Genomic DNA, 12876 nt, shown 5'->3' with positions numbered 1-12876 from the left:
CCTACGGCCAGCCGAGGTCGACCTTACGCCCGTCGATGGAATGGTCCAATGGTGATCTTTCGCGGCGGTCAGAGAGCGGCGGTCAGAGGTATGTGACGCCGGTGAGCCGGGCCGCCGCCGCCCACATCCGCCGGCCGTTGCCCGGATCCCGGGCCTGAGCGCTGGCCCGCACCTCGGTGACCGGGCCGCGAATCTCCTGGAACCCGCGTGGCCCGAAGAACTGCCCACCCCGTACGCCGGGGGCGGTCGTCGCGTACAGCTGGGGTCGGGCACCGGCCTCGACCGGGCTGACGACGAGTGACATGAGCCGGCTGGCGGCGCGCATCAGCCGGCCCCGGTCGGCCATCGCGCGCGGGGTCAGGTTGGTGCGGGTCATACCGGGGTGGGCCAGCATGCTGACCACCGGCGACCCGGCGGCCCGCAGCCGCCGGTCCAGCTCCAGGCCGAGGATCGTGCCGACCAGCTTCGACATCGCGTACGCCCGGTTGCCGTTGTAGGACCGCTCGGACATCAGATCGTCCAGGTCGAGATTGCGCCATTTGTGGACGATCGATGACACGGTGACCACCCGGGGCTCCTTCCCTGCGGCCAGCCGGTCCAGCAGCAGCCCGGTCAGCGCGTACGGCCCGAGCGCGTTGGTGCCCATCTGCAGGTCGAACCCGTCCACGGTCAGCGGGGGTCGCGGGCCGGTCAACACCAGCCCGGCGTTGTTGACCAGCAGGTCGAGGTTGCCGGTGAAGTCGGTGGCGAAGGATCGGATCGAGGCGAGTGACGCCAGATCCAGCCGGCGTACCTCGACGTCGGCGCCCGGCACCTCGCGCCGGATCGTGGCGGCCGCCTCCTTACCGGCCGTCACGTTGCGTACCGCCAGCACCACGGCGGCCCCGTGCCGGGCCAGCTCCAGCGCTGTGACCCGCCCCACGCCGGAGTTCGCCCCGGTCACCACCGCGCGCCGGCCGTGCTGGTCGGGGATCTGCTCTTCGGTCCAGTTCCGTATGTCCTGCATGACCGCCGACGCTAGGTAGCCGGACGGGCCACCGGAGAGACCTGGCCAACCTGGGACCACGGGACCTACCCTGCGGCGGGTGGACGGGGGCACACTTGATGGTGTGACGAGCACGGTCTACGCCCGCGAGCTGGCCGACTTCCTCCGTAACCGCCGCTCCCGGCTGCGGCCGGAGGAGATCGGCCTGGCACCCGGCCCGCGTCGGCGGGTCGCCGGGCTGCGCCGCGAGGAGCTGGCGCTGCTCGCCGGGGTGAGCACCGACTACTACCAGCGGCTGGAGCAGGGCCGCGACGTCCGCCCGTCCGACGACGTGCTGACCGGCATCGCCCGCGCCCTCGCGCTCAACGCCGAGGAGACCCGCCACCTGCGGGCGTTGGCCCGCCGGGCGCAGCAGCCCCCGAAACCACGACGGCGTACCCGGGAAACCGTCCCGGAGAGCACCCACCGGCTGCTGCACAGCCTGCACACCCCGGCCGTGGTGGTCAGCCGGCACCTGGACCTGCTGGCCTGGAACGCCATGGCCGCCGCACTGTACCCGGGCATCGGGCCGACCAACGCCCTGGTCGACATGTTCGACCATGCCGAGGCGCACGGCCGCTGCCCCGGCTGGCGGGAGACGGTGCTGGACTACCTGGGTTTCCTGCGGGCGGCGGTCGCCGCCGACCCGGAGCACCCGCGTGCCCGGGAGATCGTCGGCACGCTCAGCATCCGCAGCGACGAGTTCCGCCAGCTCTGGGCCCGCCACGACGTACGCGAGTCGGTCAGCGGCAGCAAGACGTTCCCGCATCCACAGGTCGGCGAGCTGCGGCTGGACTGGGACGCCTACACCCCGCCGGGGCGCACCGGCCCGATCCTGATCGTCTACACCGCCGCGCCGGGCAGCGCCGACGCCGAACGGCTGCAACTGCTCGCCACGTACGCCCGCTGACGCCCCGACGAGGTTCTCGACCGCTCGACCGCAGGCGACGCTCCTCAACCGTCGAGGCGGCGGCGGACCTGCTCGAGTATGGAGGTCCACGACGAACTGGAGCCTAGCGACCGGCCGTTGTTGGACCGACTCGATGACCCCTTCGGCAGCCTGCCCTGGCATCTGGACCGCGACGAGGTGGCACCGGGTGTGCCACCGGAACCGATGACGCCACGACAGCTGCGTAACTGGCTGCTGGGACGCATCGACCAGCTACGAGACCCGCGACCAGATGTGGACGGTCGTCGTCACCCGCGCCCGCCGCCCCGACCCGGCAGGCGGCATCCACTTCTCGCCGCGCTCGGCCTGGCCGAGACACGTTGATCAACTCCTGGGTCAGCTCCGACAGCTCTGCCTTCTGCAACCAGAACGGGTCCGGCTCCAACCGGATCACCCCGTCGAACGCCGACGAGAGCACGAACACTGGCCCACCCGAGCGGGCGACCAGGCTCGACCTCTCGCCGTGAGCGACGACCGCCACCCCCGCTTCACCGCTGTTCGAGCGCACCAACTCCCGGGAAGGGGCCGAGCGGGCCAGGTCCCACGCCTAGGTCACGATGTCGGCCAAGGCGGGGTCCTCGTGCACGTGCGACATCCGGGCCTGCGCCGCCTCGGCCGCATGCTGCAGCCACCCCTGCCGCGGATGACGCGACAGCCCCAGCGCCAACGCCCCAGCCCGGCGCCGCCGCAGCGGTACACCATCCGACGATCTCGGCGCGCGACCAAGCCCGGCCTGCCAGTCAGCGCCGAGCCTGTCACCCAGCCCACCAGCCTGCCACCTTCCGTCATGATCCGCGACCTGCCCTTGTCCCCAAGCTGGCAGCGCGAACGTACCCACCAGTTCGCCAGACGGAAGCAAGACCGAACCCGAGGCGGGAAACCGCCGCCGACGCTGCAGAAGCACAACACAGGGGCGCTGTCCGGATATGCAGGGGGCCTGTTATGGACGCTTGGTGCGGGCGCGTCCATGACGGGAGGCTCGGGTGGGGTTCGGGTGCAGCAGCTGCGCACGCCGGGCACGGGCGGCGCGGACCCCATCCCGGCGGCAGCGACGAGACAGCACCCCCACCGACACCTGATCCGCCGTCACCACTACAGCCTGGGTCATGACCGGCAAGCACACCAGCACCAGCCTCGCCGGTCACGCCGCCATGCCGAAAGGTCTACAAACGTCCAGCTCAACACCGACAAACGACACTGGCTCAGCGACGGAGCGCATCCACCGGCTCGATCCAGGCCGCGCGTAGCGCCGGATAGAGGCCGGCAAGGAGGCCGACCAGGCCGCCAGCTAGCGGTGCTGGCAACACCGTCCACGGCGCTAGGATTGCTGTCCACTCACGGACGACAGCTATGGTTACCACGACGGCTACAGCAAGGCTGGTGCCAATGAGGCCACCGAGCGTACCTAGAGTCACGGACTCTGTTAGAAACTGCGCGGCGATGTGGCGGGGTCGGGCCCCAAGCGCGCGGCGCAAGCCGATCTCCTTTGTCCTCTCCAAGACCGCCACGAAGGTCGTATTGGCGATTCCAACCGCGCCGATCAGTAATGAGACGCCAGCCAGCAATAGAAAGAGGACGTTGAGGTCGGAGGTTACGCCACTGCGCAGGGCCTTCGGATCTGGCGGTGCGATGACGCGGAAATGATCAGGTGCATCGGGCCGAAGCGCAAGTTTCGCTTGTGAGGCGACGAGTGGACCTGCGCCCACCGCAGTTTCGACGATCATCCGGGCTGGATCGTCGGTCGGCGGGCCATACGTCGCTAGTGCCGTTGATGTCGGAATCACTACGGACAGGAGGAACTCAGGCCGCCGCTCGGCGCTATCGATGAGCCCGATAACCGTGTAAGGGCGTCCGTTGATGAAGACTGCAGGGAAGGAGTCGAGTCGCGTTATGCCAAGTCGGGCTGCAGCGGGCGCTCCAAGTAAGGCGACCTGCTCGCCGCGTGACTGGTGGAATTCGTCATAGCTTCGACCAAAAGCCATCTCGACGCCCATTGCCTCTAATGCGCCTGGCTCTGCGGCGTAAAAAGTGAGACTGCCGCCTTCGCCGCGGTCGCCCCTTGGTAGTGCGGGGGTTGTAGAGATCTGAGGGCTATGAATTGGAACCTGCCACCACAATCCGGCATGCACAACGCCGTTGAGTGCTTCGATGCGGTCAGATGCATTACTAGGAAACGAAAGTTCATAGCCCGTCAAAGCGCCCGTTCCTGTGTCTTCCACCGTCACTTCCGTAACAGCGAGCTGTGTGAATCGTCGGTCGATTTGACCGGCGGCGGTCGTTGACAGGCCGAGGACGGTGACGAAGGCACAGATTCCGAGAACTGTGCCAAGCATGGTGAGAAGTGACCTACCGGGACGTTGTAGAATGCCTGCGAGTGCCTCATTGAATAGATCAATTGAGGACAACGTCGAACGCGGCGCCGTCTTACCTCGGCCCACGGTCACGACCAACTCACCACACCGTCACGGACCTGGAGCGTACGTTCCCCACGCGCAGACACCTCCGGGTCATGCGTAATCAGGAGTATGGTCAAGCCATCCGCGTGGAGCTCATCCAGCAGCTCTAGAACAGTTGCACTCGTTGCCGTGTCCAGGTTCCCGGTAGGTTCGTCGCACAGCAGGAGCTGCGGGGCGTTTGCCAGGGCCCTGGCAATAGCCACCCTCTGCCGCTCTCCCCCAGAGAGCTTAGCGGGAAGGGCCTCCTTGCGATGTGACAAACCCACCCGATCCAGCATTTCAGTGGCGGCGGCGATACGCTTTCGACGGTTCGCTCCCGTGTACAGTTGCGCCAAGGCAACGTTCTCGATTGCCGTGCGGTGTGGCAACAGATGGAACTCTTGGAAAACGAAACCGATGAAATGCGCTCTAATGGAAGCGCGGTCCGTCTTGCTGAGTTCGCTCGTGTCTATTCCATTCAGGATATAGCGACCACCTGTGGGCCGATCCAACAGGCCGGCAACATTTAGGAACGTAGACTTACCTGAGCCCGATGGGCCGATCACGGTCACATACTCGCCGGCGTGTATCTTCACATCGCACGGCTGCAACGCCTCCACGGAAGGCGAGCCAGGATAAGTAAGCCCAACTCCCTGGAAATCCAAGACAGTGCTCATGCGCCGTCGGACGCCATGTCGCGAGCGGCCTCACCGACCACTACTCGATCGCCAGCGGCCAACTCTCCATCAATCGGCCTGATCTGGACCCAGCCGTCAGCGGAGGCTCCCGCGTTCACTTCGACAGGAACGACGCTCTCTCCTACATCGACCCGAGAAACGGTCGTACGCCCATTCGCGCTTGCTGTCACGGCGGATATTGGGACGACTAGTACCGGTCCGTCCGTCTGCGCGGCGGTTATGGTGAGTCGCACGTCCTGCCCAGCCCAAGCAGCCTCCAAGGGCTCATCCGGCACGACGTTTAGCGGCACATACGGCGCCCCGCTCCCCCCTCCCGACGCCTGATCGGTCGCGCCATCGATGGTGACTTCCCCAATACTTCCAATGGTTGCCGAGGCGGTGAGGCCGAGGATCTCGGAGTATATTTCCACCCCCATGTCATTAGCAAGCAACTCTGATTGGTCCGGCGCGAACTGAGCAAGAATCTCCAGTTCGCCCGCAGATATCATAACCAGGGCACTTTCAACCTGATCGCCCACCTCTGCGCCAAGCGCAGTCGTGCGCGCCGGGAAGGCTGGGACGAAGACGACCTCGTTGCGAGGCATCATCGGCCCAGTACGCGCGATCAGCTCCTCAAGATTCATGGTGGCGTCATCAAGTTGCTTCTGAAGGTACTCCATCTGGACTTCGAGGGGCTCTTCCGTTGGTTGCGGCGTCTCCGCAGATTCTGATCGACTGTCTATGACTCGCTGAAGGTTGTCGACCTCGCGCTGGGCCTCTTCGACCGCGTCCTCGGCCGCCCGCAAAGCGTCTCGCTCCTCGACCCCGTTCACGCCACCGGTCTCGGGCATACGGTAGCCTAGCTGGCCGTAAAGCCGAGCCACGGCATTCTTTGTTGCTGCGCCGAAATGACCGTCGACCGCGCCACTGTAGTAGCTCAGTTCTTGCAGCGCGGACTGTAGCTGCGCCACGTCGTCGCCTTCGTCGCCGGGGCGGAGGTCCCGGTAGGCCGGCACTGAGCCTGGTAGGGCGATCAACGGACGTCCGGACACCTCCACCAGCACCGAGCCTGGCGTGACCGGCGCACCGACGCTTGTGTGCACACCCGTCACCACGAGGGCGTCGGCCCCCTGAGCTGCGACAGGTGTCACCTCCAGCAGATGGGTTGCCACCACCGTGCCACGAGTGACCATTGTGGTCGCCAGCACCCGTTCCTGTACAGTGGCTGTCAGGAGAGACGGCGTCGGCGGTGCGGTCTCAGCAAGATGTTGCGCTGGCGACTTAACTAACGTCGACAGAACCAACCCTCCGGCTGCCAGCACTACAGTAGCGGCCGCCACAATCAGGGCGATCCGCTGACGCCGCACAAGCGTCGAGAGGTCGGCTTCGGGCACGTTCAACCCCCGGCTAATTGCTGTTGATGAGCCGATTGCATGTCATCTTGGATGATGCTAGACGACCCGTCGGCGTCAATCAAACCAAGTCTCGGCGCACGCAGGTCCTCGGTCGCGAGGCACCTGCGGGTACCTCGATCGGCGAGTCTGCTTGCCGCAGTTGCCGGGTCTGCCGAGATTCTGCATCCGGGGTCGTTGCTGGAGGCGCTCAACAGAGTTTCGTCATCGCCGTTCGAGGACCGCCAGAGCATTGGCCTCCTCAATCCGGCGGTACTCCTGGACTGACGCTAGCGCTTCAGCGTTTTCCTCGATAGCCCGCTTCTCGTATGCCGTATGCACTGATGCCCAGATATTGATCAGGCCAACCTGCTGCTTGCACTCAACATCTGCAACGGCTGTGGCAATTTCTCGTGATGACGGAGCTTCGCTTGACCACCAAGTTTCATCGTTGTTCGCATCCATTGGCGCAGGGTACTCAAATCCAAGCTGCCGCATGCACTCGCTCCACTCAGAAAATGTAGACAAAACCCGGCTGTCCTCCTTAGAGCGCTGGTAGCTATCGATGGCAAGACGGTCGGCAAGCTCGACATCGGTATTCGGTGTGCCCTCCGACAACTCTCGAAGCGCAGCGCCGCGACAACCTCCATCTGGAACTCGCTTGCCCTCAGCTGTCTGTGACGCTGATCCTTCTGCTGCCGTTTGCCATGCGGCCGATGGAACCTGCCTCGGAGCGCTGTCCGGTTGTGAGTTCTCGGACTCCTGAGGTGGGTGGTATCCCCAGCGCTGCGCTTCTTCCTTGTCTGTAACGCCGTAGAGCCCTTCGTTTCCCTCTGGGTCCGAGGCTGGGCTAGGCCGCCACGGCTCCTCAGTGAAGCCAAGTTCCTGCATGCATTCTACGAACAACTCTTCGAACGCCTGCGAGACGACCTGCGCTGATTGCTTTGACAAACGATAGGTGTCCAGCGGAAGCGAGAACGCCTCAAGGCTGTCAACCGTCATCATCTCCACAGGCGGCTCCGGCTGCGAATCATCGTCGCTTTGTCGGGCGTTCTGTGGTGAGCAACCGACGACAGCCGCCGCCAAGACGGCGGGTAGGACCAGAGCTATACACCTGCCTGTGTCACCTCTGGCAACCATGTATGCCTCCTTGTGCTGCACCCAACGCCCTCTGGACGCCCTCCATCAAGGAGAACGTCCAGAGGGCGGTCAGGTGGCGGGTGAACTTATTTATAGTACCAAGATTGCGGGTACTCGCTACCCCCAGACTATGGCGGAGTCAAGTAATCATGGCGACACTGCATTCTTAACCAGATCGTTGAAAACCTCGATCGGCTTCAGCCAGTTCAACGTCTGACGCGGTCTGCCATTCAACTCTGCGGCGACTCTATCAAGATCCTCCTGAGCCTCGATCCACCGACGCGGTTGCCGCTAAATGTTGGTTGAACATTTCTGTATTGGGGTGGTGGGGCGGGCGTGAGGGAGTCGCCGATCACGTGATCGGCTTGCTCCGAGGGTGAGGGTTCGAGGTGGAACGGGGATTGTGGCCTGTGGTCGGGCCGCCTGGTTTCGGCTGGTGGGGTGTGGTCAGCCGGGTGCCGGCTGGACGGCGGTGAACAGGTTGTCGAACGCCGCCTGCCAGGGCCAGTACTCGGGCAGGTGTAGGTGGATGGTGCGGGCCCGGTGGGCGAGGCGGGCCGCGACGGTGATGATCCGGGTCCGGATGGTGGCGGGTCTGGCGGTCGACCAGGTGCCCGCGGCGAGGTGTCCGGCGGCGCGGGTGAGGTTGTGCGTGATCGCGGCGCAGGTCAGCCAGGCGTCGTTGGCGCTGAAGTGTCCGGAGGGCAGGTGGGCGAGGGGCCCGGTGATCAGGTCGGCGTTGACGTGCTCGATGATCGCGTGTTGCCGGTGCTGGGCTTCGGCCTGGACGAGGGTGTACGGGCTGTCGGTGAACACGGCGTGGTACCGGTAGGTCGGCAGGAGTTCGTCCTGGCCGGGGATCTGTTGCGGGTCGTCGCGGCGGACGCGGCGCACGATCAGCCGGGCGGTCGCCTCGTGTCGGGTGCCGGCGAACGCGGTGTACGTGGTTTCGGCGATCTGCGCGTCGGAGATCCACCGGCCGGCGTCTTCGTCCCAGACGGCCTGCGGATAGGTGATGTCGACCCACTGGTCGGCGGCGATGCCGTCGCACGCGGCGCGGATCTTCGGGTCGATGCGGCAGGTGACCGAGAACCGCACGCCACGACGCCGGCAGCCGCTGATCACCGTCTTGGCGTAGAACGCCGAGTCCGCTCGCACCATGATCTCCCCCGAAGCGCCGCATGCCCGGGCGGTCGTGATGGCCTCGGCGATCATGGTGGCGGCGCCCCGGGCCGAGCCGGCGTTACCCGACCGCAGCCTCGTGGCGGCGATCACCGGCGCGGACAGCGGGGTGGACAGCGTCGCGACCAGGGGGTTGTAGCCGCGCAGGTAGACGTTGTAGCCGCCGACCTTGGCGTGGCCGAACCCGATGCCCTGCTTCTGCTTGCCGTACACCCGCCGCAGCATGGAGTCGATGTCCACGAAGCACAGGGTGTCGGCGCCGGTCAGGATCGGTGCCCGGCCGGTCAGACCGATCAGGGTGTCGCGGGCGGCGGCCTGTAACTGCCGTACGTGCCCGTGGGTGAACGTACGCAGGAACGACCCGAGTGTCGACGGCGCGTACACGCCGCCGAACAGCGACCGCATGCCGCCGTGCCGGGCGATGTCGAGGTCGTCGATGCTGTCCGCGCCCGCGAGCATCCCGGCCACGATCGTGGCGACCTTGCCGGCCGGGTTCGCGCCCTTGTCCGTCGGTAGCCTGACCCGGTCTGCGACCGCGTCGTGCAGACCGGCCTGCTCGGCAAGGCGCATCACCGGAACGAGACCGGCACACGACACCAGATTCGGATCGTCGAACGTCGCGCGCACCACCGGCGCGTCCTGGCGTATTCTCACCTGCGAGGTGCCCTCTCGAACCGAGTGATAGAAGCGTCAGAACTCCTATCCTTCCAGTTCAGAGGGCACTTTCTGTAGCCGGGGTCCTGCCGGTCAAACCTTCATCGGTGGATCGAGGCTGAGAGCTCCTGAGCTGCTGTAACGCTAGAGGTACCGAGGGTTGATGTGGCATAGATCACATCATATAGATGCAGAGTAGAGTCATCCGTAGTCGTGCTGGCCTCAATCCGTCAGAGGGTGTTGATCCCTGGTAGTCCGGTTCGGCTGACCGTTTTGTCCACTCGGGGTGGGGGTCGGTTCGCCGCGTGTCGCTGCGGGTGCGCCGGTCCTCCTGGTGCCGGTGGCGTCTTTCTGCTGGTAGGGGCCGGTGTTGGGGGTCAGGTGGGTGGGGGTATCAGGCTGAGGCGTTGCCAGCAGAGGGTGAACGCTTCGGCCCAGGGCCAGGTGTCGGGGATGGACAGGATCGTGCGGCGGGCGTGGGTGGCGAGTTTCGCGGGGAGGTGCAGGATTCGGTAGCGCAGGGTGTCGGGTTCGGCGTGGGCGAGGTCGGCCTGGTCGTGTAGGCCGAGGAGCCGGGTCCAGGTGTCGAGGTCGGCGGCGATGTTCGCGGCGAGGACCCAGCCCTGGTTGACGGTCCAGTCCTTGGAGGGCAGGTTCCGTAGGCCCATGGCCTTGTTGGTGCGGACGCGGTCCTCGACGCCGGCGTGGGCGCGGTGGAGGGCGTCGAGCCATTGTGGCTGGTGCGAGCCGGCTACCCGTCCGAGGCGACCGATGTTGGTGGCGACGATCGCGTATCGCCAGCCGGTGGATCGTTCCAGGGCGGTGAGGTTCTTCGCGTGCCGGGCCGACGCTCTGGTGCGTCGCACGATCAGCCGTAGCCCGGTGTTCCAGTTGTCGAGGCGTTGGTTGAGGCCGGTCAGCTCGGCGGTGTGTGCCTGTCCGGTGGTGGCGGTGCCGTCCTGGCCGAGGCTGTCGGTCCACGCGGTCTCGGGTAGCCGGGCGATGGCGGTCTCGTCGGCGGCGGTGATGGTCCAGCCGACGGTGAAGCGCACGTTGCGTCGTGTCCGGTTCAGCCGCTCCAGGTGTGTCATGAGGTCGTGGGTGGCGCCGGCGCCGTCGACGCGGATCAGGATCTTCCGCCGGTAGGACGCCGGTAGTTGGGCGATCGCGTCGTCGAGTACCCGAAACACCGGTAGGCCGTTGGCGAGGTTTCCGCTGTGTGCGGCGCCTTTTCCAACGGCCCCCGGTCCGAACCACGCGGGCACCTTTCAGCGCACGTAGCTCTCCAGCGGCTGTTCCGTGAGTGTCGCGGTTGGCTGTCCCGCATGGATGGCCTTGTGGCAGTCCGCGCAGACCACGAGGGTCTTGCGGCGTTTCCGGGCCATGAGTTGCGCCCACGCGGGCTGTGGTCGCCCCGGCTTGTCGAGGTCGGCGAGCTTGCGGACCTGGTGGGTTTCCACCGGGCCGCGTCGCTCGCACCACTCGCACTGTCCCGCCGTGAGCCGGATGACCAGCTCTTTACGACGGGTGGTGATCGGGGCTGGTAGGCGGTCGTTGATGGCCGCCTTCTTCTGCCGTTTCAGGGGGATACCACCGAACCTGGCGACCAGTGGTTTCCTGCCCGGCCGTGCCACGATGGCCTGGAAGCAGGTGCGCGGCCCGTGCGGTGTGACGATTTTGGCCTTGTACTTGCGGGCCATCTTCATCACCGTCGAGCGATGCTTCGCAGCCAGGGTCTTGAGCATCGACGTTTCGGCGACCCACCGAAGCCGTTTCAGCTTCGACACGTCGCCGGCGAGCAGGTAGTACTGAACCACGCCCCGGTACTCGGCGTCGTAGGTGCTGATGATGGCGTGGTCGTCCCAGCTCATCAACTCCTTGCGGCGCTCGGGTTGACCGCGTTCGAGGTAGGGGGCGATCTTGGCGGTGATCACCGTCCGGGGAACCCGCAGCCAGATGCTGCCGTTGACGCTGGGGCGGCACTGACTGTGTTGGACGGTGACCTCGTAGCCGAGGTATTGCGCAGCCTGGGTGCGGGCATGCGTGATCAAGGTCTTGTCCTGGCTCAGGTCCAGTTTGAGGTCGTCATGCAGGAACTGGGCCAGGCGTTGTTTGATCTGCTCGGCTTCGGCCTTGGGTCCGATGAACCCGAGGAGGTGGTCGTCTGCGTAACGGGAATATCGTAGCCGCCGGTATTCGGGATCATGAGTGTCCCATCCGGACATGCCACGTCGTTCCACACGCAGCCGGCGTGCCGCTATCCGATCGCCGCGCCGGTAAGCGCGTTTGATAGCGGCCGATATCCTGTGGTAGGCAGGGTTGGGTGTTCTGCCAGCCCTTCGGGTGTACTGCGGGATGAGCACTGTCTCGACGAATCTGTCCAACCGATCCAAATAGATGTTGGAAAGGATCGGTGATGCCACACCACCCTGCGGGGCGCCGCTGAGTGTTGCGTGATACTCCCAGTCCTCCAAGTACCCGGCTTGTAGCATCTGTTTGATGAGCCGGAGGAGCCGGTTATCGTGGATGTTTTCCGCCAGGATCGACAGCATGACCTCATGGTCAAGACTTCCGAAACAGTCGGCGATATCTCCCTCGATGAACCAGGTCGTCCCAGTCCAGGTGGTTGCCACTTCGTTTAGTGCGGTGTGGCAGCCACGGTTGGGACGGAAACCGTGTGAGCGATCGGAGAATCGCGGCTCGTAATACGCCTCCAACAGAAGGCGGACGACTTCGCCGACGAGTTTATCCGGACCATGACGGTAGACCCAGGGGTCTCCGTTTTCCATTCTTTTTGGGAATGTAGACGCGTCGTGCTGGCTGGAATCGGTAGCGTTCGTGGGCGCATCGCATCAATGATGCGGTCGATCTTGGGCCAAAGACATCGCGTCGGCGGTTTCTCCGCAGGCCCCAGGCGTCATCGCTCCGTCGTTGGAGTAGATTCGGCCGTAGGCCAGTAGTACAGGCTCGGTTGAACAGTTGTCGGTACAGTTCGTTGCACGGCAGGCCACGCCTTCCGCGTTCACGTAGGACATTCAGCCACCATTTCGGCGTTCTGCATTACGCATACCTCACGGTCGTTGAGTATCCAGCCACCTGGCCCCCTTCGCCCTGTGGACGGCCTTCCCGTCCTCCCTGGGTCGGGCGTGACTCCGACGACTAATACGGGGCCTCTGTCACCATAGGGTTCGCACCCGACAGGTGATCCCACGTTCGTCCCTGTCATACGTAATAGCGCGTTTAGGTTCCCCACATCATTCCCTTGATCTCCCTCGCTGGGAGCCGTTCCAACCGCTCCGAAGGTTGCGCGACCACCACATCATGTCGACGCAGAGCGTGACGCCGTTGCAGACGCCTTTTCCGGCGGAGTCAGCCGGCTTCACCTACCGGGAAATTGGGGGTTCAGGCAATCCAGCTTTAACCA

General features: G+C 65.1%; 10 protein-coding genes. 2 read left to right on the top strand and 8 right to left on the bottom strand.

The features are described 5' to 3' along the window. Positions 1-82 precede the first annotated feature (82 nt). Positions 83-1006 (bottom strand): oxidoreductase, encoded by a 924-nt coding sequence (locus EDC02_RS27035; protein ID WP_370461574.1) that lies wholly within the window; start codon positions 1004-1006, stop codon positions 83-85. A 103-nt stretch (positions 1007-1109) separates the two neighbouring features. Between EDC02_RS27035 and EDC02_RS27030 the strand changes: the two genes are divergently transcribed. Next, on the top strand, positions 1110-1934 hold the full coding sequence (locus tag EDC02_RS27030; protein WP_123605188.1) for a helix-turn-helix domain-containing protein: 825 nt from the start codon (positions 1110-1112) through the stop codon (positions 1932-1934). 120 nt (positions 1935-2054) lie between these two features. Further along, positions 2055-2297, top strand: coding sequence for a hypothetical protein (locus EDC02_RS27025; protein WP_148083649.1), 243 nt, complete (start codon positions 2055-2057; stop codon positions 2295-2297). An 878-nt stretch (positions 2298-3175) separates the two neighbouring features. On the opposite strand, the gene EDC02_RS27020 is transcribed toward EDC02_RS27025, so the two are convergent. The 7 genes from EDC02_RS27020 to EDC02_RS26990 all read right to left on the bottom strand — a co-directional run bounded on the left by EDC02_RS27020 (position 3176) and on the right by EDC02_RS26990 (position 12241). Continuing rightward, entirely contained in the window at positions 3176-4378 is a 1203-nt protein-coding gene (locus EDC02_RS27020) for an ABC transporter permease (protein ID WP_199757925.1), read from the bottom strand. A gap of 35 nt (positions 4379-4413) precedes the next feature. After that, positions 4414-5028, bottom strand: coding sequence for an ABC transporter ATP-binding protein (locus EDC02_RS27015; RefSeq protein WP_233606457.1), 615 nt, complete (start codon positions 5026-5028; stop codon positions 4414-4416). Positions 5029-5081: 53 nt separating this feature from the next. Then, a complete protein-coding gene (locus tag EDC02_RS42555; RefSeq protein ID WP_148083648.1) occupies positions 5082-6479 on the bottom strand; it encodes a peptidoglycan-binding protein in 1398 nt (465 codons plus the stop codon). 222 nt (positions 6480-6701) lie between these two features. After that, positions 6702-7637 carry a hypothetical protein gene (locus EDC02_RS39770; protein WP_148083647.1) on the bottom strand — a complete coding sequence of 312 codons (936 nt, stop codon included), beginning with the start codon at positions 7635-7637 and terminating at the stop codon, positions 6702-6704. A gap of 426 nt (positions 7638-8063) precedes the next feature. Continuing rightward, entirely contained in the window at positions 8064-9452 is a 1389-nt protein-coding gene (locus EDC02_RS27000; RefSeq protein WP_199757464.1) for an IS1380 family transposase, read from the bottom strand. Positions 9453-9829: 377 nt separating this feature from the next. Continuing rightward, positions 9830-10642: a transposase gene (locus EDC02_RS26995; protein WP_233605787.1), complete on the bottom strand. Its 813-nt coding sequence runs from the start codon at positions 10640-10642 to the stop codon at positions 9830-9832. A gap of 78 nt (positions 10643-10720) precedes the next feature. After that, the gene (locus EDC02_RS26990; protein ID WP_233606456.1) at positions 10721-12241 is read right to left on the bottom strand and encodes a reverse transcriptase/maturase family protein; all 1521 of its coding nucleotides are present in this window, start codon (positions 12239-12241) and stop codon (positions 10721-10723) included. Positions 12242-12876 lie beyond the last annotated feature (635 nt).

This window comes from Micromonospora sp. Llam0 (assembly GCF_003751085.1).
Classification (GTDB): Bacteria; Actinomycetota; Actinomycetes; order Mycobacteriales; family Micromonosporaceae; genus Micromonospora_E.
Note: the sequence above shows the minus strand (reverse complement) of the source record. Positions and strands in the feature narration are given on the sequence as shown.